This is a genomic window from Nostoc sp. C110 (genome assembly GCF_043099725.1).
In the GTDB taxonomy this organism is placed as follows: Bacteria; Cyanobacteriota; Cyanobacteriia; order Cyanobacteriales; family Nostocaceae; genus Nostoc; species Nostoc muscorum_A.
In genome coordinates this window covers 807,501-832,397 of record NZ_CP171148.1, presented here as the reverse complement: position 1 = coordinate 832,397, position 24,897 = coordinate 807,501, and the positions used below count along the sequence as shown (strand labels likewise).

Here is a 24,897-nt window from a genome sequence, read left to right as displayed (position 1 = left end):
GTGACAGTTTGGGAACAACTAGGGAATTTATGGAGCGATCGCTCCTAAAGAGGTCTGTTGTCTCCATAATAGATACAGAGCGTGTGATAAGTAGAGGTTTTATGTCCCTAACGCTTGAAGACTTGGAAAAAATGCAGCAACAGTATCCTGACTATCGTATGGAACTAGTTAAGGGTAATATTATTGTTTCAAGTCCATCAGGATACGAATCAGATGAAGTCGCAGCTGCAATGATTGCCGAGTTACGTAACTGGGTAAGACCGCGTAAACTAGGACGAACAGCAGCTTCTAGCGCTGGTTTCAGATTGTCAAATTCAGATTTACGCGCACCGGATGCTTCATTTGTTTTAGCCGAACGCTTGCGTCGCAGTCCCAAGTCTTTTGCTCAGTTGGCTCCCGATTTGACTGTCGAGGTGAAGTCCCCTAGTGATAATTTAGAGGATTTGAGAGCCAAAATTCAAGAATTTTTGAGTTTGGGAACTAAGGTAGGAATTTTACTCAATCCAGATGAGCGGATTCTTGAAGTTTACAACCCTGGACAAGAAGCAATAATACTTCGTGATGGGGATATTTTAACAGTTCCCGATTTGCTACCAGGATGGGAAGTACCAATTGCCGATTTGTGGCCTTTAGAGTTTGACTAGGATAGTGGTAAAAGATCCTACAGATGTAGATGGATAGAACTAAATGTTATGGATTGCTATGTAATCCTTTAACCTTCAGAAGTTTAAAAACTACCGAATAGGGACGTGTTTTGGAATTGAAAAGCTTTCGGTCATTTTCTGCAAGATGATATCGCTCTGGGGTAATTCTTGGTTCTTCAAATTCGTCTACAGAAAAACCTGCTGCCTTGAAGACTTTCCAGTAATCGGAAAGAGGGCGGTGAAACCAGATAAATGGTGTTGTAAAATGATTCCAAGGTTCGTCGTTGTGTTGTGTCCTTTCAAAGTATGAAGAGGCCCAACTATAAGAAACTATCCCATCCTCATTTACAGTTGTTGAGTTTCCTTGGGGAAAGCAAGGATGTGAGAACACAAGGATTGCAATACCACTAGGCTTAAGAACACGATTGAATGCCCTTATTGCTCCTTCGAGATCGAGCAAATCCATGAGAACATAATTTGAGACGATCATATCAAATTGCTCATCTGGAAGCGACTTTAGTTCAGTGCATGAATCCAAATGAAAATCTATATCTAGATTATTTTGGCTAGCTCTGAATTTGGCAATTTCTATCATCTGAGCTGAAAAATCTACACCAGTTACACTGGCCCCTTTAAGGCAAAGCTGGCGTGCCAGATACCCTGTACCACAACCAGCATCGAGAATAGACAATCCCGCAACGTTACCAGCGAAACTCCATATTACTGGATCTGAGTTCAGAATTCGATTGCTGTCACCATCATCCCCAACTTGAATATCCCAGTCTTTAGCTCTATGATCCCAGAGTTCAAGTATTTCTTGCTCGTCAAATTTTGCCATGATTTCTTCAGTCATGTCTTTCTCCTGAAAAGAATTACTTAACAGAACTAAATTATTTTCACATAGATATCTGCTGAACTTTATGCTTCATGGTACTGTTGTACAGCATTTAATACCTAGGTGAATTGGGAGAGCAAAATTTTGGTTAGTGGCGGTAAAGGATAAAACTATCAAAATTTGGCAACTGCCATAGTGATTTAGTTCCTCATCAACTGAGTAACGGTAGAATATACCTAATTTATAATCTTCATAGCTTCAAAAGCCTAACCATGACGATGCATCCTACACTCCAACGTGCATTTACTAACCGCCGCGTTCTGAAAGTGATTAGCGGCTTGAATAACTTCGACGCTGCTAGCGTTGCTGCTACTGTCAAAGCTGCGGAATTTGGCGGTGCTACTTTTGTTGATATTGCCGCCGATCGCGCTTTGGTACAGTTAGCTAAAAGTTTGACAAAATTACTAATTTGTGTATCAGCAGTAGAACCAGAAAAATTTGTGCAAGCTGTAGCAGCAGGTGCTGATTTAATTGAAATCGGGAATTTCGATTCCTTCTATGCTCAAGGTCGTCGCTTTGAGGCTCCAGAAGTGCTAGCGCTGACTAAGCAAACCCGCGCTCTCCTCCCAGAAATCACCTTATCTGTCACCGTTCCTCACATTTTGGAACTAGATCAACAGGTGCAATTAGCAGAAGAACTGGTGAAAGCTGGAGCAGATATTATCCAAACCGAAGGCGGTACTAGCAGTAACCCAGTTCACCCTGGAACTTTAGGATTAATTGAAAAAGCTGCTCCCACCTTGGCAGCAGCTTTTGAGATTTCCCGTGTGGTGTCAGTGCCAGTATTGTGTGCTTCAGGTATTTCTAACGTTACCGCACCTTTAGCGATCGCAGCTGGTGCAGCTGGTGTTGGTGTTGGTTCCGCCATCAACCAACTCAATAGCGAAATAGCAATGATTGCTGCTGTGCGTGGCTTAGTAGAAGCTTTAGCGACTGCAAGAGTGTTAACTCAGAAGTAAGAAGTAGGGAGTGGGCATTGGGCATTGAAAAGAGGCAGAGGTGCAGGGGACAGAGGGGAAAACTCTTCTCCCTTTCTCCCTGCCCCCTTTCCCTCTCTCCCCGCTCCCCTCACCCCAAACAATCCTTCAACGCATAAATCACTTGGTCTTGCTGGTGCTGTGTCAATTCTGGGAACATGGGCAAAGCTATGACTTCATGGCAAGCTTGCTCTGCTATTGGTAAGTCCCCAATTTGATAGCCCAGATTTTGATACACTGGCTGCAAATGTAAAGGGTAGGGGTAATAAATCATTGAACTTACGCCCTGCTCTTGCAATTGATTACGCACCCAATCTCGATATTTGGCGCTAGAACCATTCCGCCCTTCACCTGAGATGCGAACAGTGTATTGATTCCATACCCCAATACCCCCAGGTAATTCTTGAGGCGGGACGATTCCCGGAATTTGGCTAAGGAATTGATAGTAATAGTTGGCGATATCTCGGCGGCGATCGTTCCAAGTATCTAAATAACGAAGCTTAATCTGCAATATGGCTGCTTGGAGAGCATCCAAGCGGCTATTTACACCGATTTCTTCGTGTAAATATCTAACTTTACTACCATGCTCCCGGAGTATTCGCAGTTTAGTAGCGATCGCAGGATCATTAGTTGTTATTGCTCCGCCATCGCCACATCCACCAAGATTTTTGGTAGGGTAGAAACTAAAGCAACCAATATGTCCAATACTTCCTACTTTTTCATCAGCCCACATTGCTCCTGTAGACTGAGCGCAATCTTCAATTATTGACAAATTGTGAGATTGAGCGATCGCCATCAATGATGTCATATCCACAGGTTGTCCAAACAGGTGAACCGGGATAATCGCTTTAGTTTTAGGTGTAATCGCTGCTGCTACTTGCTCCACATCCAAATTAAAGGTAGTAGCGTCAATGTCAACGAAAACAGGTTTTGCACCCACGGCGCTAATTACTTCAGATGTAGCAATAAAGGTGAAAGGCGTTGTAATCACTTCATCGCCTGCACCAATTTCCAAGACTCGTAACGCTAAGTAGAGCGCATCAGTACCAGAATTACAAGCCACACATTGAGTAACAGTATTATAAGCAGCAAATTGTTGCTCAAAGCTTTCAACTAGGGGGCCGCCAATATAGCGGCCAGAAGCCAGAACTTCTAAGACGGCTGCACTTACTTCTGCTTCGATGGTGGTGTATTGCTGCTTGATATCAAAGGCAGGGATGGGATTTACACTTTGGATCATGAGTTCTCATTTTATCGGGAGATACATAAGGATGCACTTCGAGAGTCAATTTTTGCTGATTGAATTGTTAATCAAAAAGGAGCAAGTAAAAGACTATCGCCTAAGATACGCATCTATTAGGGTTTTTACTTAAATTGTGGCGCGGTAGACTACCGCACATTTAATTTACAGATAGTAGACATACTAGGAGTTTGCCATGTTAAGGTTGTACCATTTTTTAATTTTGAATTGATGAAGGTGATATATATCAACCAAGATCCAACACATCGGATCAAAGTTCCAGGTGTGTAAGCTGCTTTGAGAAGAAAATACTAGGAGATAGAAAACCCATGCAGGATATGATCAAGCTGGATTTCGTGGATTTAGCTATTGCTGTGGGATTGATGGCGATCGCCATTGGTTTATCTGCCTGGGAAAAATTAGGATTAGAGTTGAACCTAGCCCTTGCTACTGGGAGAACCATCTTACAACTTCTTGTATTGGGATACATTTTAGATTTCATCTTGGCTTTAGACAATGCTTGGGCAGTTTTGGCGCTATTAGCAATAATGCTGACAATTACGGCGATTGTCGCACGAAATCGCATCAGCCAAAAAATTCCTCATTTGTTGCCTTTGGTGTGGGGTGCAATTTTAATTAGTACCGTCCTGACAGTGTTTTACACCAACTTCTTGATTATTCAACCAGACAGATGGTATGAACCACAGTATATAATTCCCTTAGTAGGAATAGTCTTAGGCAATGCTACCAATGCAGCTGCGATCGCAGGCGAACGTCTTGTCAGCACCATTAATTCCAGCCATCTCGAAATAGAAACCCACTTGAGCTTAGGTGCAACGCCCCAGCAAGCAGTTAGCCAGTATCGCAAAGATGCCATCAGAGCCGGATTGATCCCCACTCTCAATCAAATGATTCTCATCGGGATGGTAGCAATACCAGGAATCACCACAGGACAGTTACTAGCTGGTGTGAAACCTCTGGATGCTGTATCTTACGAAATTTTAATTATCTTTATGGTTGCTCTCGCTAACTTGTTGACAACAATTTTGCTTACTAGGGGATTGTGCCGTCAGTTTTTCAATTCCGCCGCGCAGTTAGTTAGTTAAACAAGTTTTCAACTACGAGCCTAGGAAGCTGATACCCAAATCAATAATGGGACTAGTGGTCTGTCGCAAAAGTTTTGATAGGTTTGTAGTGAGCGATTTATCGCTCAAATCAAGGACTAAAGTCCTTACTACGAACTTTTATAACCCTTCAGAATTAATGCGATGAACCACTAGCCCTTTCAAGGTGACTGGTAAAATCTCTTTTTTCTCTCTGCGCTCTCTGCGCCTCTGCGGTTTAAAAATGATTTTTCGGCGTTGCTTGCGGTGTCCAAGGACTTGTAATATCTACTAAAAAACTTGTAATTTTAATCCCATCGGACTAATTTACACAAGAATATCTAATCTCATAGAAATTATATATTCCTCCGATCGCATGAGTACAGAATTCTGTAATCTTGGCACACTGGTATCGTAGAAGTTAAAAATTTAATAACTTCTAGAAGTGTCGGAGGTAAATATGAAACGAATTTTTTTGACGGCAGCAGCCTTACTCAGCACGCTATCTTTAGCTGCGCCTATTCCCGTCAAAGCAGAAAACTCCGCCCCTGTCCGGCGCTTGCTGGAAACTAGAGAATGTTTGGGATGTAATTTAGCAGGAGCAAACCTCAAAGGCGCTCATTTGATAGGTGTTGACCTGAGAAATGCAAATTTAAAAGGAGCTAATCTCGAAGGTGCTAATTTAGAAGGCGCTGATTTAACTGGTGCTAATTTGAAGTCTGCTAATCTCACAGAAGCATTCGTCAGCGATACTATCTTAAATAATGCCAATCTCACCAACGTTAATTTGAGTAATTCCCGTTTATATAATACTGACGTAGATGGCGCTGTTTTGGCTAATATTGATTTAAGCGGTGCAGATGTATTCAATACTGCCATTAGCGTTGGTGGTGAATACTAATGATCAGCCATGATTTCAAAGTGAGGAGTTAAGAGTTAAATTTAACTCCTAACTCTGCACTTACTAAATTTTATTCACCGGTAATTGACAGTTCATTAACCCAGATTTTCGGGCAAACTCCCCCAGGCGTTAACTCAGCTTCTTTTTCTACATAAATAATTGACTTTAAGAGTTCCAAGAAATCACCAGCAACAGTTGCTGACTCAATACTTGTCTTAACACCCTTATTAACTAGCCAACCATCAAACGGCAGAGAAAAGGAACCTTGCAAGGATTTAACTCCTGCATGGAGAGCTTGTAAATCATCAATCAAAATCACATTTTCAGCAGTGTCTAAACTTAGCTCTTCTTCAGAAGTCGCTGTTGTAAAAACGTGATAAAAATTGGGACTAACGCTGACTTTTGCACCAATACTGGCATTACCTGTTGGCTGAGAATTCAACCTTTTAGCGGTGCCTGCACTGTGGAGAAAGCTTGTTAAAACGCCATTTTCAATTAGCGAAATCTGGCGAGTTGGAGTTCCTTCACCATCAAAAGTTTCTGCTCCTACATTAGCTGGGTGCAGTGCATCGTCAAAAACTGAAAGCAGAGGAGAAGCAATTTGCTTACCTAAATCATCAGGAGTAGATAGGCTTTGATTGTCCAAAATGCTTTGAGCGTTGAACAAGTTAGAAAATGCGCCCAAAAGACTTAAGAAAGCTTCTGCTGAAAAAACAACTCGATATTTACCAGTCTTGATTTTTTCATAGTTCAAGTGGCTGATAGTTTTATCGGCAGTTTCTTTGATGCAACCATTGATGTCTAGATTATCTAAACTTTGGTTGATTCTAAAAGCACCTGCACTACGAGGTTTTTTTCCTTCTTCTTCAGTTTTGCTATAAAGATAAACTGATGCTAAAGAATGAGATTCAGTTCTGACTGCGCCGTCGCTATTTAGATAAAATCTGTCGATATCTCTTTGTGATAAACCGTTATAAGGCACACCTTTAATTGCTGGATGAGCTGCGAGTAATTCTTTTTCAGCTACCAACAATCTTTCTATAAGTGCAGCAACAGGTGCTTGGGGTGTCTTATCTTGAGCTTTATTTGGAATAGGAACAGTAGCTTCGGGACTAAAATCAGGAACATTTTCTTTAACACCAAAAAAACTGGCTTCATAAGCAGTTTTCAAGGCTAATTCCAGTCCTTTGGAATCTACATCTGTGGTACTGGTGACACCCATTGTATTCTCTTCATTCCAGACACGAACAGTAACACCAGAGCGATTTGAAGCTTTAACTTGTTTTGGCTCACCTTGGTCTACTTGCACGCTGGTATCATCTACTGTTGAGCCATAAATGTCAAATTTTTTAATGCCAAGCTTCTCGGCATTGTCCTTGGCAGAGTTTGCAATTTCATTGATATTTGGCATAGTCAATTTTGGATTTTAGATTTTAGATTTTGGATTGGCAGCGATTCTATTTTTAAGATTAGATTTTGGATGTTATTGCTTATATTTCTCTCGAATAATTCTGACTGAAGTCACAGTCCAACAATTTGTTCTTTTAGATTTTAGATTGAACCTACGGAATTATCCGGGAGCTTGAGCATTTTGGATTTTGAATATTACAATCCAAAATCCAAAATCGTTCGACTGAGCAGAGTCGAAGTCCAAAATCTAAAATTCTTATCGTCCACCGACGGTAATAGAATCAACCTTGATGTGGGGTTGTCCGACTGTGGTGTAAATGCTGCCACTGACAGAGCCACAAAAACCTGGTGCAATTTCCAAATCTTGGGAACACATAGAAATTTTATTCATAATTTCCTTAGCTTCACCAATTAAAATTGCTCCCTTTAGCGGTTTAGTGATTTTGCCATTTTCAATCAAATAAGCTTCATCAACACTAAAGTTAAATTGACCTGTAGCACCAACACTACCACCACCCATTTTCTTACAGTAAATACCTTTATCAACAGAGGCAAATAAATCATCAGTGCTATATTCGCCAGAATCAATATAAGTATTACGCATCCGGCTAGCAGCAGCAAAGGTATAATTTTGGCGGCGACCACTTCCAGTTCTGGGGTGTCCGGTGCGTGCAGAACCTGTTCTATCTGCTAAAAAGTTTTTGAGAACGCCTTTTTCAATTAATAAGGTTCTTTGAGCAGGCATACCTTCGTCATCCATGTCAATTGTCCCGAAGGCATTTTCAGAGCGCCCTTCATCCCAGGCTGTCAAACTTTCGTGGGCAATTTTTTCGCCTTTTTTGTCAGCAAAGGGAGTGGTATTGCGTTCAATTTGAGTGGTTTCCAGCAGGTGTCCGCAGGCTTCATGGAAGATTACGCCGCCAAAGTGATTGGCCATAATAATCGGGTAAGTGCCCGACTCTACGTAATCGGCGTAGAGCATTTTGCCGGCAGATTCTGCTATTTTTTCGGCGGCTTGTTGAGAATCCCAAGTTCTCAAGAAATTGGCATCGCTAGTATTACCTGCGCGATCGCCAATTGAGGTACGATTAGCACCATCAGCACACAATAGGTTAAATCCTACTGACTGAGTGAGGCGAATATCACGGGCAAAAGTTCCGTCACTAGCAGCGATTAAGACTTCTTGCCAATCACGAAAATAGGTAGCACGGCGCGATTGGACGTGGCTAGCTTTTTGCTTCAGGTGAGCAGTCCCATCAAGGAGGACTTCTCCCATTTCGCGGATGGAGCTACACACTGGTAGCCATGCATCTTTACCTCTTTTCGTGGCGTAATCTCTCAGTAGTTCCAGGTTAATTTCGGGGATGAAAGCTTTAGGAGCAGGTAATTGCAATCCCAGGATAGACAGACCTTTTTCTAAAGCTGCTTTCAGACCGGAAAAGGAAAGGTCATTAGTGCTGACGTAGCAATCGGCTTTGCCACGAAATACTCTGACTCCTGCACCTGTAGACAGACTTGGTGAAATACTAGTGATGGAATCCTCTTCTGCAAGACAACTAATATAGTTGCGACGTTCTAAAAATAATTCGATGAAATCAGCGCCTGCGGCGCGTCCTAATCCCAGGAGGGTAGCCAGGGGGGCTTCCCAGGTTTCATCGAAACGCTCTGGTGTAGAGGAATATTGTAAGGTGGGAAGTTGATTCGAGAGAAGTAGCGTACTTGTAAGCATGGGTAGCCTCGTCTGCTGGCGTAATTCAGAGATTTGACTGAAAAATCCTGGTGTGTTCACTCTAGCAAATTTACTCAACTACCATCTTGACCAATTCTTTGAAAAGTAGTGTGGATTTCCCTAACTCTCCTTCAAAAGGGTTGTCAATAAAAAGCCCGCAAAGGCGGGCTGAGATTTTGAAAATTCCCACCATTGAGGGTAATGGCAGAAAATGAGATACACCTAATATTATGTATTTACTTAGTACTCTTCTCAATGAGGGGAGTCAGGAGCTAGAGATGCTCTAACTCTAGTAAGAAGAAAGAAATTTCCTGACGAATAACTCCTACTAAATATGTAATCTTATTTCCTACAAAGGCTTAATTTAATCCAGACTATCACTCTTAGCTTTATTTACGATTTCCCATTTTCAGTGGAATTCTTGCTGTTTGTTGCTCATTGAAAGTCTGACTTAAATTGGAACTTTGTCCTGTAGATAATAGATTCTTAAACAAGAGCTTCAGTGTGCGAGTAATAGTTTTCAAAATTTTCATCTTGCTCGCGGTTGGCTTTTGGTCATATCTCAAAACCATTGGGATTTCTGCAATTTTTGGTCTGAGTACTTTGGCTTTCAATAGTAAATCTATCATGCAAGCAAATCCACTTTCAGTAAATAGATTGTCGCCATAATACATATCTAATTTACTAACAAAATTACGGTTATATAGCCTATAACCACAAGTATAATCTCTTACGCCTGGTACACGGGCTGCAATTCTAAACAGCCAGCTAGCCCCGTAACTCATTATCTCTCTAAATTTTGATAAACCTATGACTTTAGAGCCTTTTCGGTATCTAGATGCGATCGCAATATCATAGCTACCAGCTATCATAGTGTCATACATCTTTATTAAGAGTTCTGGCGGTTGAGTGTTGTCGCAATCCATTGCGGCTAAAAAATCACCTTCTTGAGAAATTTCTAAAAAAGTCCTAAAACCTGTTTTAATTGCTTCACCTAAACCAGCATTTTTGGGATGTTGGACTAAATTAAGTAATACCCCCAGTGATTGAGATTCTTCTAAAGCAGTATGAGCAGTTGCATCACTACTACCATCATCAACAAGAATCAGTTTTATCTCCATATTAGAGATTTGCTGCAATGTCTGAAATCTTTTGAACAATGGGAGAATTGATTCTTGCTCGTTGTATGCGGGTAAAAGAACAAAAAGACTCATAAAGACTCCTGTAATTTTTAAAATAAAATCCAATTAATCAAATTTCAAGAATTCAGCAATGTTGATTTCTTGAGAAATTCATCAACCTGTCGCACAACTGCGTTGTTGTTGACGCTATCATTGACCAACTGTGAGGTATTGACGACGAAAAAATCTTCGTTTTCGGTACTCACTTTTGGAACAAGGCTGGAATAATCTAAAACTTGTAGTGGCTGCACTTTAATAGCTCGATTTATATGTGCTGCTACAATGTCATCTGATTTGAGTTCTGGGAACATCAAACGTATACCCTGAAAAAATACTTGGCGCAATTCATCATCGGGCTGTTTTAGCAACGGGTCAGTGGAAAGGATATATTTTGGTAGAAATGTCATGTGATATCCTGCTGTTTCTTGCAAAGAAACTAAGTTGCTCATACCGATGACTCCGGTAAAAGGAATAGTTCTATCGGCGATATTTACGACGTAATAAGGAACTAAAGCTTTGCGAGTAATCAATACCATGCAGATTACACCCAGGTATTCTACTGTTTCACCAGTGTCGGAAACTTTTATCAGTTCATCAGCAGCAACTTGTTGCAAAATATTAACTGGGCCAGTAAAAATTACCTTATCAAAATGCTCCTTTTTACCCTGAAATTCTACCCACATTCCACCGCCTGGATGAGGAGCGATATATTCTACTGCAACACCTGTGTGAATATGACCTCCAGCCGCATAAATTAACTTTTCTATATGGTCAAAAACAGTTTTGTAACCGCCTGAGACATAACCAAGTTGTTCTTTATTTAATGAAGAATCACGCGCTGAAAATAGTCGTTTGATATAAGCCCAAATAAAAACTGCTGATATTCTCTTATAGTTCTCTCCTAATTTGGATAGAAGTAAAGGTTTCCAGAGCTTTTCGTATGTACTCTTACCACCGAGTTTTAATAGCCAATCTTCTACTAAAATCTTCTCTAATCGCCGCCAGTTATTTAGACGTGAACCATAGAGGAGAGTAAAGGCTAATCTGATTTTACCTATAAGTCCAAATAGAGGAAAACGAAGAAATTCTATAGTGTTACTAATAGAATAGAATTTTTTATTGTCATAAAATCCTGTTAAACTTCGATGCCAACGCAGTTTATCTCCCAGACCAATATCTCTAAGAAAATTTATTAGATGAGTATCAGAAGGTAGGATAACGTGATAAAAGCGATCCCAAGTAAACAACCCATAATCATGATAGGTGGTCAGTCCACCAAGCTGTTTGTTACTATCGAAGACAGTTACTATATGTCCTTGATGTGCAAGACGTTGGGCTAATACTAGACCAGTTATGCCTCCGCCAATAATACCTATATTCATAAATTTAATTTATATTTTTGTAGCTATGTTTTTGAGATTTATCTTCAAAGGCTGTTAATAACATTAATAACCTCAGTATTCGCCTCTTTAGCTATCAGTTTACAACAAGAACTACACCAGTTATGATAATAGATATTCCTAACCACTGGCTAAATACAACTCGCTCTTTCAAAAGATAGTGAGAAGCAATAGGGATCAGTGCATACATTAGTCCTAAAACTGGAAATGCTTGACTTAGAGGAATTGTCCGCAATACATAAAGCCACAATACAGTCATAAATGTATAGCAGATAAACCAAATCCAAAAATAACGAGACAATAAAAGATTTAAAATAGATGTGCTAGATCCCTTAGTAGGGCTAGAAATATGAAGTCCATATTTTAGTGATATGTTAGCTGTGGTTCCGAATAAAACTACAACTATTAAAAGTAGCCAGGTAATAATGTTCATGTTCTAATAGGTTTAGTAGAATTTACTATAGAGAAATTTATATAGGCTTTTTCAGAGGAATAACTACTAAAAGAATACCTAAGAAAAATAGTGATTACTCCTGCAATTCGAGTTAGTGTAATCACCTCATTAAAAAAGTAGTAGGAGCCGAAAAGTATACCGACATAATTTAAACTAGTCAGTGGATAAGCAATACTCAATTTTACCGATCGCAAAGCCAGTATCCAATTGACTATTCCTAAGCAATAAACACTAACAGCTAATGCTAATTTTTGAAGAAATACCCAATCCAATAGTCCCTCATCTGTATGACTCATGGTATATTTCATGAGCAATTGCCCAGAAATACTAAATAAAATACTGACAAACAAGATAATATAGGGAATTATTTTAACGTTTGAAATTTCCAATATAGATTTCATCGTACATTTCCCTCAATCGAGATAGTAGGTATAAACCGGCCAGGAAACAGCCTATTGTTTTGGAAGTTTCTGATTTCGGTGATATTTTCTGTGCAATTCGACTTCCACTTCCTAAAATAGACAACAACATTAAGAAGGCTATTTTGAAGGGACTGATATCAAAATGACCACCAAAAGCTATGCCCAAGAGTTAGCAACTAAATACTATACAGCTTGTAAAACGGTTGCTATATTATTGCAGCATCCGGTATTGTCGGAGTCAAGTGCTTATAGTTGTATTTTCAGTTTGGCTTTACCCAACTGTGAATTACAGAAGGCTTCCGTATCAGCCAGCTATGCTTCCAGAGTACTTTGTAGTGCGATCGCAACATCTATGTCATAGTTGATGCAGATATGCGACAAGTTAGGGCTTTGTCAGTCTCCAAGCTTACATACATATCTGTAACCTCGGCTGGTAACTAAGCCGACTAATAAAAACTTGTACTCAGCTTAAGTATGTATACTTAGTCTTTTTGGACATAGGAACACAATGAGTAATAGAAGGCTGCTTGGCTGCGGAAAGTAGAGAGATAAATCAGTCTAAAGTAATGCGCTTTACAGGTCTGTGGGGATTTTACTTAATGTCCAAAGGGAGTTTTTCACGAGACTAACGGCTAATGTAAACTAGCGTTTGGCGATTAACTCACAGCTTATGTTAATTTAAGCAGATTTGAGATGTTTTACATTTAGTCTTAGGCTTGTTTAAATTGTTCTTAATTATATGTAATTTTAACTAGAGCTTTACTCAAAATTTATTGTTACATATAATCACTTACTAGAATACCACGAGAAAAGGGTGTTGCAAATTTATCGGCACACTTCATCAAAAATTCATTTACCGAAAATATACTTAAACAAAAACTTCATAAAATCGAAATTTTCCCATATATATTATGAATTTTTATTTGTACATTTATAAAGCACTTTCTGGCTAATAAACTTACAGAAGTAGCGATTTCATGTCAGACTCTAGAAGTGTAAAGCAAAGAGTTTGAGAAAACAGAATTAACCTTGAACAACAGTGCAGACAATAGCGTGTATATTATAGTACATTAAAGTATTAGTTAAATACAGCACACATCATAGATGAAAACCGATAGTCTGAATTGTTTTTTATATTATCCACGAAGATATTAAATTTTATACACCTCAAAACAACCGTAGGTCACTTATGATACCTAGTTAAGATGGAAAACTCAATTTCTGAATTTTACGATCAAATTTTATTTGATACTATGATTGATTATGAATATATTTTTAAAAGTTTGCATTGCCTTTCCAATGGAAAAGTTCAACAATACTTAACCTAACTATAGAGTTTATTACCTGAAGTAGAAAATGGAATTTACCATTATTAGGAAATAATAAATACAGTACAGTTTCAAGAAGTTGTCAAAATTATACACATATCGAGGGGTTTTTCATCAAAAAGTTACCAAGTTTTGTTTTTAAAGACATTACTAGGTTAGATGACTTATGATTTTTAGCAGTTTAAAGTTGAAAAAAATATTTTGTCGTGGTTGAGATTATTTAATTTCTCTAGGTTGTTTTCCTGTAGCTTCAGTTTGTTTGAACTCATTTTTCTGCAAAAGTCTGTTCGTAATGATTAAGACAGCAATTAACAATCCAAACTGAATCTGCCAGGGTGCCAAGACTAGACTTAAAATCAAGCTAATAGCTGCGAATACACCTGCAAGATATGCAATTTCATCAGTACTCTTTTTAAACATGTAGCCCGTGGCTAAAGCAGTACACAGTGGTATCAAGAAAAACAAAGGCATCTTAGCAAACCTCTGAATGAAAAGTTATTTATTGTGCTTATAAAACAAATTGTTTTGGTAATTGTGGTCAATTTTACATCCAATAAGCTTTTAGGCACAACAGTCGAACGAAATAAATATTAGAGAAAATCAAGATTATGCAACATTATATCTTATACCAATTTGAATAATTATTGCGATAGATGAAGCACTCAAAAGCTTGGCGAATAACTCCTTCATTTGTTGTAGATACTGCGTGTCACAAGCTTTCAAAGTAGGGATATTAAGACACTATGCGTAGCAATGTTTAAGTGTATGCTTATACAAGTGTCTTGGCGATGCTTGTTCTAACCCTCTCCCGACTCAAGATAGCTGCGCTATGCTATACAAACTCTCCTTACATTTACGCGGATTAATAGGGTTTAAAACTTACTTGCGTAGGTAGGTTTTGTCTCTTCGGCTTCTACTCTTGTGAGCAATCATTTGGTAAATTAGCTTAAAATTTTGGCCTTGCGCCAGGATAAGGATCTAGCATATTACCTTTAGAAGTAGCATTTTTATTTTTTTGCATTTTACACACCTAATGCTGAACATTCCTCAACTACTGGCGACTGAAATAAACCTCAAACCTCATCAGGTGCAAAACGCGCTGGAACTTTTGGCGGAGGGTGCAACAATTCCCTTTATTGCACGTTATCGTAAAGAGCGCACCGATGAAATGAATGAAGTGCAACTACGTGAACTGGCTGATCGATATACTTATTTAACAGAACTGGAAGAAAGAAAATCGGTGATTTTAAGTGCGATCGCACAGCAAGGTAAACTCACAGATGAACTCAAAGCCAAAATCTCATCCTGCTTACAAAAAACCGAACTTGAGGATTTATACTTACCCTATCGGCCAAAGCGCCGCACCCGCGCCACTATCGCTAGAGAAAAAGGACTCGAACCACTGGCGGAATTTATCAAGTCGCTAAATGTCAAAAATGCTGCAACGGCTTCACTGGAGGAAGAAGCAGCTAGGTATATTTCTGAAACCACGGGAGTCAAAACAGCAGAAGAGGCGCTTAAAGGTGCTGCTGATATTTTAGCGGAAGAAGTCGCTGAAAAAGCTGAATTACGGTCATATATCCGCGATTATCTTTTAGAAGAAGGAGTATTTGTCTCCCGCATCAAAGATGATTATCCCGAAGGTACAACCAAATTTGAGATGTACCGTAACTATCAAATTAGGGTAAAAAATATTGCACCCCATAATATGCTGGCATTGTGTCGGGGTGAAACCGAAAAAATATTAAGCTTTGAAATCGCTTTCGATGAAGATACGGTACTTTACTATCTGGAGTCGAAAGAAATTAAAACCAAAGTTCGGCCAATTCGTGATTTTTATCAGGCGATGTTGAAGGATGCGTTCAACCGTTTGATGAAAGTCTCTCTAATGGGAGAGGTGATTTCTGAGAAAAAAATCTACGCAGATATAGAGTCAATCAAGACATTTGAAACTAATTTGCGAGAGTTGCTACTGTCTGCACCAGCCGGAATGAAACCAACCTTGGCCATAGACCCTGGATTTAGAACTGGGTGTAAAGTTGCTGTCCTCGACCAAACAGGAAAATTTTTGGAATATCAAGCGGTTTTTCCCCACCAAGCGGCTGAACAACGTGCGAAAGCAGCACAAACTGTCAAAAATCTGATTGAAAAGTACAAAATTGAGTTAATCGCCATTGGTAACGGTACAGCTTCCCGCGAGACAGAAGAATTTGTGACGCAAGTATTGCAAACAATAGAACGCAAACCTGTTAAGGTAATGGTGAATGAGTCCGGCGCATCTATATATTCTGCGAGTACTGTAGCGTTAGAAGAGTTTCCCGATTTAGATATTACCGTGCGCGGTGCTATTAGCATCGGCCGCCGTTTGCAAGACCCTTTAGCCGAACTAGTGAAAATCGATCCCAAATCCATTGGTGTGGGACAATATCAGCACGATGTCGATCAGAAGTTGTTGAAAAAGAAATTGGATGACACTGTAGAAAGCTGCGTTAACTATGTCGGCGTAGACTTGAACACCGCCTCCAAAGAACTTCTGACTTCCGTCTCTGGGATTACAGCAACAGTTGCCAATAACATTGTCACCTATCGCAACCAGAATGGAGCCTTTAAAAATCGCCGCCAACTTTTGAAAGTTCCGAAGCTAGGGCCAAAGGCTTTTGAACAAGCAGCGGGTTTTCTACGGATTCACGGCGGTGACAACCCATTGGATAATACAGCAGTGCATCCAGAAAGTTATTCTGTAGTAGAAGCGATCGCATCCGATCTAAATGTGCCATTAAATCAGGTGACACAAATTGCCGAAAAACTCAAAAAGACCAACCTGAAGAAATATGTTACCGATAGCGTCGGCGAACCTACACTGCGCGACATCCTCAGCGAACTAGAAAAACCAGGTAGAGATCCCCGTGCCGAGTTTAAGTATGCCACCTTCAAAGAAGGAATTAAGGAAATCAGGGATTTAAAGGTGGGAATGGAATTAGAGGGAATCGTGACAAATGTCGCCAATTTCGGCGCTTTCGTTGATATCGGCGTACATCAAGATGGCTTAGTGCATATATCCCAACTTACTGATAGATTTGTAGACGATCCCAACAAAGTTGTCAAAGTCGGACAAGTAGTTAAAGTGCAGGTGTTAGAAATCAACGAAAAACTGAAGCGGATTAGTTTGTCGATGAAAGCAGTTAAACAATAATTAGAAACAGCAGATGGGAGTTTATCAAGTTCGATTCATCAATCCTACACTTGGGTTAGATCGCACCATTCAAATACCAGACGATCAATATATTCTGGATATAGCAGAAGAAGCTGGTATCCGTCTACCATCTGGGTGTAAACAAGGCGAATGTTCTGCTTGTATTGCCAAACTCATTAGCGGTGAAGTTAATCAAAGCGAGCAAAAATTTCTGCGCCCAAGTGAAATACAGGCTGGTTATGTTGTTACTTGTGTAACTTACCCCTTGTCTAATTGCACTTTAGAAACCCATCAAGAACAAGTCTTATATAAGTCAGCTCTTTACTACAAGCCTGAGTCTGGAAAATCTGATTAAATTAATCTTAAATTCGTAGGGTGTATTAAACAAAAAAATTAACGCACCCTTGAAAACATGGCATCACAGTAGGGGCGCATCAATATGATAACCACTATAGTTTTCTCAATAATAGACCTAATGGTAGAAGGAAATTCTATCTTGCAAGAGAGGTGAAAGTCTGTCACATAGTTAAAGATGAGATAAGAAGTTACAAACAAAAAAGATTAGGTCAAAAAAATGTTGACACCATTATTAACCGCCCTAGCTACAGCTTTGAGCCTGTTGATTGTTGATTTAGTTGTTCCAGGCGTTAATATTGCTAATTTCCCCGCAGCTATGATTGCTGCTTTAGTAGTTGGGCTAATTAACGGTTCAGTTAAACCAGTTCTGTCTGCTCTCTCCCTACCACTTAACTTTCTATCATTTGGAGCATTCTCGCTCGTCGTCAACGGTTTATGTTTTTGGTTAGCAGCAGTACTAGTTCCTGGTTTCTCAGTAAATGGGATTATTGGTTTCCTTCTTGGGCCAGTGATTCTAACCTTTGCTAACACTTTCATTAATAACTACTTTGTTGAAAGAAACCTTTTAACCAGCAGTGGTGATGTAAAAAGCCAAAATGAATTACCTTCTAGATAAATATTAAAAGGGGTAGAAATAGTAATTTCATCACTTTTCTACTCCATAAAAAATATCTGAAGGTGGATTTACTAAATCGGCATCTTCAAAGAATGTAACTAAAGAAAATCACAAAAATACAGCAAAATCATGAAATTAGTTCGTTATCTTCTAGGTTTGTTAGTGCCTCCTTTAGGCGTTTTCCTGACAGTTGGAATTGGCCCTACATTGTTTATCAACATTTTGCTCACAGTTCTAGGCTGGCTACCCGGCAGTATTCATGCAATTTGGGTCATTGCCAAGCATGATGAACAACTAAATCGAGAAAGTGGTATTTACTAATACGCAAGAGAAAATTGGCAAATATCAAATATTAAGTATGGTGCGTTACGCTTAAAACCGTAACGCACCATTTCATTTTGTACCAATTCCAAATTTCACTTGCATAATTAGTGGACAATTGGTTGTGTGTAGAATTCAAAAATTAGTCCATACAAGCTAGAACAGCAGAGTACTAAATCGAATTGTTAGTACTACATACAGCGTTATATAATAAACTTTGCGGCGTGGAACCTAGTGTGACTTAAACACTAGTACGATAAATGGCTAATGATTTGCGTCCTGCTACAACCAAAGGGAACTTGCGGTTTGAGTCCGTCACTTACTTACCCCGGCGGTAAGTAGTAAGGTAGTTCGCTTGTGTTGTATCCCTTACCCAAAGTTTTTGAGAGGTGAATTGCAATGTCTAATCTTCGAGAAGGAATGCCCATACTTGCCCGTCATGAGGGAGATTGGGTAGGAACTTATACATTAATTGATACAACAGGAAAAATCCTCGACAGTTATGAGTCTCACTTAAGCTGTCAATTTCCAGAAAATGGCCCTCATCCCTACTATCAAATCAATCGCTATAAGTGGTCTGATGGGAAAGAAGAAAAGCATAAATTTCCAGGAAGCTATAAAGATAATAAACTCTGGTTTGACACCGAGCGCATCCAAGGAAAAGCCTGGGAAATTGATGATTCTGTTGTGATTTTGTGGTTTAGTTATAAAACTAACCCAGAAATGAGTTTATACGAAATGATCTATATTAGTCCCGACAGCAATAATCGTGCCCGTACTTGGCATTGGTTTAAGAATAATAAAATCTTTCAACGCACCTTAATTCAAGAAGAACGGCTAAGATAGTAATTTCTGTTTTTCGAGATCATCAATCATTATTCTCTAGTCCGCGCAGGCGGACTTTGCTTGTGTAGCCACAGCTTCAAATGGTTAGGCTTTTCTCTCAAATTTCAACTTAGTAAGGTACACGCATGGCAAAAGGTGACAAAATAAACTTTTCTACTCCTAGTGGTTTCCCAGAATTCCTGCCTAATGAAAAGCGTCTAGAATTATATTTGCTAGATATCATCCGTAGAGTTTTTGAAAGCTATGGATTTACACCCATAGAAACACCTGCTATAGAACGTTTAGAAGTGCTGCAAGCTAAAGGAAATCAAGGCGATAATATCATTTATGGCATTGACCCCATTCTGCCACCAAATCGACAAGCTGAGAGAGATAAATCGGGCGAAACTGGTTCGGAAGCAAGAGCATTAAAGTTTGATCAAACAGTTCCTTTAGCAGCTTATATTGCCCGTCACCTGAATGAGTTAATCTTTCCCTTTGCCCGCTACCAAATGGATGTGGTTTTTCGAGGAGAACGTGCAAAAGATGGGCGTTTTCGCCAGTTCCGACAGTGTGATATTGATGTAGTTGCTCGTCGTGAACTCAGTTTACTCTACGATGCTCAAATGCCTGCAATTATCACTGAGATATTTGAAGCAATAAATATTGGTGATTTTTTGATCCGCATCAATAATCGTAAAGTTCTTACAGGTTTTTTTAAGTCAGTAGGAATTACTGAAGATAAAATTAAATCGTGTATTGGTATTGTTGATAATTTAGAAAAAATTGGTGAAAACAAAGTAAAACAAGAATTAGAAAAAGAGGAAATTTCAGGAGAACAGACTCAAAAAATTATTGATTTTATTAAAATTCATGGTTCTGTTGATGAAGTATTAAATAAACTTAAGCATCTCACCCAAAATCTGCCAGAAACCGAGCAATTAAGCCTGGGTATTAGCGAATTAGAAACGGTAATTACAGGCGTGCGTAATCTCGGAGTGGCCGAAAATCGTTTCTGTATTGATTTATCCATTGCTCGTGGTCTTAATTACTATACTGGTACAGTTTACGAAACAACCTTATTAGGACATGAAGCTTTAGGTAGCATCTGTTCTGGCGGGAGATATGAAGAATTAGTTGGGATATTCTTAGGTGAAAAAATGCCTGGTGTAGGCATTTCTATTGGTTTAACTCGCTTAATTAGTCGATTGTTAAAAGCTGGTATTCTTAGTACCTTAGCTGCTACACCAGCCCAGGTTATGGTAGTGAATATGCAAGAAGATTTAATGCCAACTTATTTAAAAGTTTCGCAACATCTGCGTCAGTGTGGAATTAATGTTATCACTAACTTTGATAAGCGTCCCTTGGGTAAACAATTTCAGCTAGCCGATAAACAAGGAATTCAATTTTGTGTAATTATTGGCTCTGAGGAAGCAGCAACACAAAAGTCTTCCCTGAAAGATTTGAAAACAGGTGAGCAAGTAGAAGTGTTACTGGTAGATTTGGCTGAGGAAGTTAAAAAAAGGCTTGCTTCATAAGCTACAAAAGTCTAAGGGTAAGTTGGATTTCACTCGTGATGCTATTGGTGAATTATTTCTTAACATTGTAATTCAACGATAAACCTGTCGTCTCTAAAAATATTGGTTTTCCCTTAGCCAAACCAAACTACGAAAAAATCAGGTTTTTTGCTGCTTTAAAGTATAAAGTTATATTTTGCCAACAGTATCAGGAACAAAACCTAACCTTGTATCTTAGAATAAGTGTAGACCGTCACAACTTGATCAACAAAGACCCCTTTTTATAGGGTTCAACACAACAATATCCTATACAAAACTCGAACAGTCTCCGGGTTCAAAACACTGATTCGCAAACTTTAGAAGTCCAGAGAAATTAGCGGCTCTTTATTGCCTCATAAGAATTATGAGTAAATTTGATTATATTAAGTTTAAGAAATTAATTCAGAATATAGCTTGATGTTTATATCCCATATTTAGAATATCAAATAGTAGTATAGATAAATTGTTTTTAATGAAATTTTATCCTTCAATAAACCAAGACTATACAAACTTTGTAGTGAAATAATTGACCTTACTTATCTAAAGTTCAATCCTCATACTCAAATCCAACCACTTCGACTGAGTAATCGGCGCACTGCTAGAAATATAGTCAACACCAGTCTCTGCCACACTGCGAATCGTCTCTAAAGTCACATTCCCTGAAGCCTCTATTTTCACCTGGCTATCCCGCTCGCGAATCAACTGCACCGCCTCATACATCATATCCACAGGCATATTGTCTAACATAATAATGTCGACGTTGTGCTTCAAAGCTTCTTTCACCTGCTCTAAACTTTCAGTCTCTACCTCTATTGTCAAGGGATAAGGTATTTGAGAACGAATACGGGTAACTGCTTTTTCAATTCCACCTGCCGCCGCAATGTGATTATCCTTAATCATCACTGCATCATCCAATCCCATACGGTGATTAATCGCTCCACCCACAGCAGTTGCATACTTTTCCAACAGTCTCAATCCTGGTGTAGTTTTACGCGTATCCACCAACTGAGTCGGTAAATCAGCAATTTTCTCTACATATATATTAGTGAGCGTAGCAATCCCACTCAATCGCATAGCCAAATTGAGAGCAACTCGTTCCCCCATCAGTAGCGCATCCAGCGAACCATGAATTTCAGCTACCACCTGTCCCGGCTCACACCATGTACCTTCAGCCGCAAGCGCCGCAAAGCTGACTTTTTCATTCAAAATCTGAAACACCCTAGCTGCAACCGATAAGCCAGTAATTATGCCTGAAGCTTTAGCTATCCATTTAGCCGAGCCTAGCGTCACATCTTCTACTAGTAGCGTATTTGTTGTGCGATCGCCCCGGCCAATATCCTCCAACAACCAGCCACGCAAAAGAGGATCTAAAACCAGCCAAGGCGGTAAAACACCAGAACTGCTCACAAATATATTGCTTCCTTAGTAACTTACAGGAATACTATAGCTTAAAACTCTTACACTCTAAGGCTTTGATGGCGATAGAAAAGCAGTCCAAAAAGATTTTGGAGAAAATAGTTGACACAAGGGAGTGTGTTCGCTATATTGAATAAGTGCCTGAAGCGGAGAGCTTGAAGCGACTCGCGAAAAGGGATACCGAACCTTGAAAATATTATAGTTTGAAAGCAATTATACAGCAAGTGTGTTGCGTCAAGAAAATAAAAAGATAACTAAGCTGAAGTTAAAAAAGAGCAGCTAATGAGCTATAGAGCTTTCCAATTAAAACGGAGAGTTTGATCCTGGCTCAGGATGAACGCTGGCGGTATGCTTAACACATGCAAGTCGAACGAAATCTTCGGATTTAGTGGCGGACGGGTGAGTAACGCGTGAGAATCTGGCTCTAGGTCTGGGACAACCACTGGAAACGGTGGCTAATACCGGATGTGCCGAGAGGTGAAAGGTTAACTGCCTAGAGATGAGCTCGCGTCTGATTAGCTAGTTGGAAGTGTAATGGACTCCCAAGGCGACGATCAGTAGCTGGTCTGAGAGGACGATCAGCCACACTGGGACTGAGACACGGCCCAGACTCCTACGGGAGGCAGCAGTGGGGAATTTTCCGCAATGGGCGAAAGCCTGACGGAGCAATACCGCGTGAGGGAGGAAGGCTCTTGGGTCGTAAACCTCTTTTCTCAGGGAAGAACACAATGACGGTACCTGAGGAATAAGCATCGGCTAACTCCGTGCCAGCAGCCGCGGTAATACGGAGGATGCAAGCGTTATCCGGAATGATTGGGCGTAAAGCGTCCGCAGGTGGCAATGTAAGTCTGCTGTTAAAGAGTCTAGCTCAACTAGATAAAAGCAGTGGAAACTACATAGCTAGAGTACGTTCGGGGCAGAGGGAATTCCTGGTGTAGCGGTGAAATGCGTAGAGATCAGGAAGAACACCGGTGGCGAAGGCGCTCTGCTAGGCCGTAACTGACACTGAGGGACGAAAGCTAGGGGAGCGAATGGGATTAGATACCCCAGTAGTCCTAGCCGTAAACGATGGATACTAGGCGTGGCTTGTATCGACCCGAGCCGTGCCGTAGCTAACGCGTTAAGTATCCCGCCTGGGGAGTACGCCGGCAACGGTGAAACTCAAAGGAATTGACGGGGGCCCGCACAAGCGGTGGAGTATGTGGTTTAATTCGATGCAACGCGAAGAACCTTACCAAGGCTTGACATGTCGCGAATCTTCTTGAAAGGGAAGAGTGCCTTCGGGAGCGCGAACACAGGTGGTGCATGGCTGTCGTCAGCTCGTGTCGTGAGATGTTGGGTTAAGTCCCGCAACGAGCGCAACCCTCGTTTTTAGTTGCCAGCATTAAGTTGGGCACTCTAGAGAGACTGCCGGTGACAAACCGGAGGAAGGTGGGGATGACGTCAAGTCAGCATGCCCCTTACGCCTTGGGCTACACACGTACTACAATGCTCCGGACAGAGGGCAGCAAGCATGCGAATGCAAGCAAATCCCGTAAACCGGAGCTCAGTTCAGATCGCAGGCTGCAACTCGCCTGCGTGAAGGAGGAATCGCTAGTAATTGCAGGTCAGCATACTGCAGTGAATTCGTTCCCGGGCCTTGTACACACCGCCCGTCACACCATGGAAGCTGGTAGTGCCCGAAGTCATTACTCCAACCATTCGTGGAGGAGGATGCCTAAGGCAGGACTGGTGACTGGGGTGAAGTCGTAACAAGGTAGCCGTACCGGAAGGTGTGGCTGGATCACCTCCTTTTTAGGGAGACCTACACCCCTTACATATCGAAAAACACACAGTTAAATAGATAGTAAGTTGGTCTAACCTAGGTCGGTCGCAGACATGAGCAGAATGTAAAAAGCTTTCAAACTATGATTTGGTTCGAAATGGGCTATTAGCTCAGGTGGTTAGAGCGCACCCCTGATAAGGGTGAGGTCCCTGGTTCGAGTCCAGGATGGCCCACCTGAATCAATTAAAAATGTAAAATGCAAAATTAAAAATGAAGAAGATTCAATTTTTAATTTTTAATTATCAATTTTTAATTGTATCTGGGGGTTTAGCTCAGTTGGTAGAGCGCCTGCTTTGCAAGCAGGATGTCAGCGGTTCGAGTCCGCTAACCTCCACCTGTGGCGATTGCCATTGAAAAAAAAGAGTGAGAGTTCAGCAACATGACACTCGTGTCAGACTGCTGAGTTGAATCTCAGCCAGAACCTTGAAAACTGCATAGAAACGTGAAAATAGCAGGCAGACACAGACATTCTTAGTGCTGATTGCTGAGTTGTGAGTGCTGAGTAAAATCAGTGCGAAGTGACGAGGTAAGCAGAACTAACTATTTGTTTTTGTGAATGCAAATTGTGAAACACCAAATGAATTGAGTGGTCAAGCTAATAAGGGCTAACGGTGGATACCTAGGCACACAGAGGCGATGAAGGACGTGGTTACCGACGATATGCTCCGGGGAGTTGGAAGCAAACATTGAGCCGGAGATTTCCGAATGGGGCAACCCTATATACTACCTGCTGAATATATAGGCAGGAGAGAGCCAACCCAGCGAATTGAAACATCTTAGTAGCTGGAGGAAGAGAAATCAAAACAGAGATTCCCTAAGTAGTGGTGAGCGAAAGGGGAAGAGCCTAAACCAATTGGTTTACCGATTGGGGTAGTGGGACAGCGATATCGAATCTGGCGGTTAAACGAAGCAGCTAAATACTGCACCAAAGAAGGTGAAAGTCCTGTAGTTGAAAACTCAAGGATAGTAGCTGAATCCCGAGTAGCATGGGGCACGAGGAATCCCATGTGAATCAGCGAGGACCACCTCGTAAGGCTAAATACTACTGTGTGACCGATAGTGAACCAGTACCGCGAGGGAAAGGTGAAAAGAACCCCGGAAGGG

The 24,897-nt window shown here is 40.4% G+C and carries 21 protein-coding genes, 2 tRNA genes and 2 rRNA genes (1 of these 25 cut by a window edge); 15 read left to right on the top strand and 10 right to left on the bottom strand.

The window, feature by feature from the left end:
- Positions 1–101: 101 nt before the first annotated feature.
- Complete coding sequence (locus ACFFRD_RS09330; RefSeq protein ID WP_392481248.1) at positions 102–644, top strand: Uma2 family endonuclease; 543 nt, start codon at positions 102–104, stop codon at positions 642–644.
- A gap of 46 nt (positions 645–690) precedes the next feature.
- On the opposite strand, the gene ACFFRD_RS09325 is transcribed toward ACFFRD_RS09330, so the two are convergent.
- Entirely contained in the window at positions 691–1,497 is an 807-nt protein-coding gene (locus tag ACFFRD_RS09325) for a class I SAM-dependent methyltransferase (RefSeq protein WP_392481247.1), read from the bottom strand.
- Positions 1,498–1,751: 254 nt separating this feature from the next.
- Between ACFFRD_RS09325 and ACFFRD_RS09320 the strand changes: the two genes are divergently transcribed.
- Positions 1,752–2,498: a DUF561 domain-containing protein gene (locus tag ACFFRD_RS09320; protein WP_392481246.1), complete on the top strand. Its 747-nt coding sequence runs from the start codon at positions 1,752–1,754 to the stop codon at positions 2,496–2,498.
- A 109-nt stretch (positions 2,499–2,607) separates the two neighbouring features.
- On the opposite strand, the gene ACFFRD_RS09315 is transcribed toward ACFFRD_RS09320, so the two are convergent.
- A complete protein-coding gene (locus ACFFRD_RS09315) occupies positions 2,608–3,756 on the bottom strand; it encodes a DegT/DnrJ/EryC1/StrS family aminotransferase (RefSeq protein ID WP_334808955.1) in 1,149 nt (382 codons plus the stop codon).
- A 329-nt stretch (positions 3,757–4,085) separates the two neighbouring features.
- On the opposite strand from ACFFRD_RS09315, the gene ACFFRD_RS09310 reads away from it, so the two are divergent.
- The gene (locus ACFFRD_RS09310) at positions 4,086–4,862 is read left to right on the top strand and encodes an ABC transporter permease (RefSeq protein WP_392481245.1); all 777 of its coding nucleotides are present in this window, start codon (positions 4,086–4,088) and stop codon (positions 4,860–4,862) included.
- A 457-nt stretch (positions 4,863–5,319) separates the two neighbouring features.
- Positions 5,320–5,760, top strand: a complete 441-nt coding sequence (locus ACFFRD_RS09305; RefSeq protein ID WP_114080482.1) for a pentapeptide repeat-containing protein — start codon at positions 5,320–5,322, stop codon at positions 5,758–5,760.
- Positions 5,761–5,830: 70 nt separating this feature from the next.
- Here ACFFRD_RS09305 and ACFFRD_RS09300 read toward each other — a convergent pair whose 3' ends face one another.
- The 6 genes from ACFFRD_RS09300 to ACFFRD_RS09275 form a co-directional block, all read right to left on the bottom strand.
- Positions 5,831–7,171 (bottom strand): TldD/PmbA family protein, encoded by a 1,341-nt coding sequence (locus ACFFRD_RS09300; RefSeq protein WP_392481244.1) that lies wholly within the window; start codon positions 7,169–7,171, stop codon positions 5,831–5,833.
- A 255-nt stretch (positions 7,172–7,426) separates the two neighbouring features.
- Positions 7,427–8,899 (bottom strand): TldD/PmbA family protein, encoded by a 1,473-nt coding sequence (locus tag ACFFRD_RS09295; protein WP_163936289.1) that lies wholly within the window; start codon positions 8,897–8,899, stop codon positions 7,427–7,429.
- Between the two features lie 389 nt (positions 8,900–9,288).
- Positions 9,289–10,146 carry a glycosyltransferase family 2 protein gene (locus tag ACFFRD_RS09290; RefSeq protein ID WP_392481243.1) on the bottom strand — a complete coding sequence of 286 codons (858 nt, stop codon included), beginning with the start codon at positions 10,144–10,146 and terminating at the stop codon, positions 9,289–9,291.
- 11 nt (positions 10,147–10,157) lie between these two features.
- Positions 10,158–11,462 (bottom strand): NAD(P)/FAD-dependent oxidoreductase, encoded by a 1,305-nt coding sequence (locus ACFFRD_RS09285; protein WP_340092848.1) that lies wholly within the window; start codon positions 11,460–11,462, stop codon positions 10,158–10,160.
- 94 nt (positions 11,463–11,556) lie between these two features.
- Positions 11,557–11,913 (bottom strand): EamA family transporter, encoded by a 357-nt coding sequence (locus ACFFRD_RS09280; protein WP_190962460.1) that lies wholly within the window; start codon positions 11,911–11,913, stop codon positions 11,557–11,559.
- Positions 11,910–12,335: a DMT family transporter gene (locus ACFFRD_RS09275; RefSeq protein WP_392481241.1), complete on the bottom strand. Its 426-nt coding sequence runs from the start codon at positions 12,333–12,335 to the stop codon at positions 11,910–11,912. The genes ACFFRD_RS09280 and ACFFRD_RS09275 overlap by 4 nt, the downstream gene beginning before the upstream one ends.
- A 163-nt stretch (positions 12,336–12,498) precedes the next feature.
- On the opposite strand from ACFFRD_RS09275, the gene ACFFRD_RS09270 reads away from it, so the two are divergent.
- Complete coding sequence (locus ACFFRD_RS09270; RefSeq protein WP_392481240.1) at positions 12,499–12,717, top strand: hypothetical protein; 219 nt, start codon at positions 12,499–12,501, stop codon at positions 12,715–12,717.
- 1,183 nt (positions 12,718–13,900) lie between these two features.
- Here the strand turns inward: ACFFRD_RS09270 and ACFFRD_RS09265 are convergent.
- Entirely contained in the window at positions 13,901–14,155 is a 255-nt protein-coding gene (locus ACFFRD_RS09265; protein WP_114080489.1) for a hypothetical protein, read from the bottom strand.
- 562 nt (positions 14,156–14,717) lie between these two features.
- Between ACFFRD_RS09265 and ACFFRD_RS09260 the strand changes: the two genes are divergently transcribed.
- The 6 genes from ACFFRD_RS09260 (at position 14,718) to hisS (ending at position 20,534) form a co-directional block, all read left to right on the top strand.
- On the top strand, positions 14,718–16,877 hold the full coding sequence (locus ACFFRD_RS09260; protein WP_392481239.1) for a Tex family protein: 2,160 nt from the start codon (positions 14,718–14,720) through the stop codon (positions 16,875–16,877).
- A gap of 13 nt (positions 16,878–16,890) precedes the next feature.
- Entirely contained in the window at positions 16,891–17,232 is a 342-nt protein-coding gene (locus tag ACFFRD_RS09255; RefSeq protein ID WP_179073308.1) for a 2Fe-2S iron-sulfur cluster-binding protein, read from the top strand.
- Between the two features lie 219 nt (positions 17,233–17,451).
- Positions 17,452–17,850 carry a phage holin family protein gene (locus tag ACFFRD_RS09250; protein WP_114080492.1) on the top strand — a complete coding sequence of 133 codons (399 nt, stop codon included), beginning with the start codon at positions 17,452–17,454 and terminating at the stop codon, positions 17,848–17,850.
- A 129-nt stretch (positions 17,851–17,979) separates the two neighbouring features.
- Positions 17,980–18,171 (top strand): YqaE/Pmp3 family membrane protein, encoded by a 192-nt coding sequence (locus ACFFRD_RS09245; RefSeq protein ID WP_114080493.1) that lies wholly within the window; start codon positions 17,980–17,982, stop codon positions 18,169–18,171.
- A 399-nt stretch (positions 18,172–18,570) separates the two neighbouring features.
- Complete coding sequence (locus tag ACFFRD_RS09240) at positions 18,571–19,017, top strand: DUF3598 family protein (RefSeq protein WP_392481238.1); 447 nt, start codon at positions 18,571–18,573, stop codon at positions 19,015–19,017.
- Positions 19,018–19,142: 125 nt separating this feature from the next.
- Positions 19,143–20,534 (top strand): histidine--tRNA ligase, encoded by a 1,392-nt coding sequence (gene hisS / locus ACFFRD_RS09235; protein ID WP_392481237.1) that lies wholly within the window; start codon positions 19,143–19,145, stop codon positions 20,532–20,534.
- A 558-nt stretch (positions 20,535–21,092) separates the two neighbouring features.
- Here the strand turns inward: hisS and nadC are convergent.
- Positions 21,093–21,959, bottom strand: coding sequence for a carboxylating nicotinate-nucleotide diphosphorylase (gene nadC, locus ACFFRD_RS09230; RefSeq protein ID WP_392481236.1), 867 nt, complete (start codon positions 21,957–21,959; stop codon positions 21,093–21,095).
- Positions 21,960–22,273: 314 nt separating this feature from the next.
- Between nadC and ACFFRD_RS09225 the strand changes: the two genes are divergently transcribed.
- From ACFFRD_RS09225 to ACFFRD_RS09210, 4 genes are all read left to right on the top strand, one after another.
- A 16S ribosomal RNA gene (locus ACFFRD_RS09225) occupies positions 22,274–23,762 on the top strand.
- Positions 23,763–23,892: 130 nt separating this feature from the next.
- Positions 23,893–23,966: transfer RNA gene (locus tag ACFFRD_RS09220), tRNA-Ile, on the top strand.
- 88 nt (positions 23,967–24,054) lie between these two features.
- Positions 24,055–24,127 (top strand) — tRNA-Ala (locus ACFFRD_RS09215).
- A 254-nt stretch (positions 24,128–24,381) separates the two neighbouring features.
- A 23S ribosomal RNA gene (locus ACFFRD_RS09210) occupies positions 24,382–24,897 on the top strand (it continues 2,378 nt past the right edge of the window).
- The 16S and 23S rRNA genes sit together here with 2 tRNA genes alongside, the layout of an rRNA operon.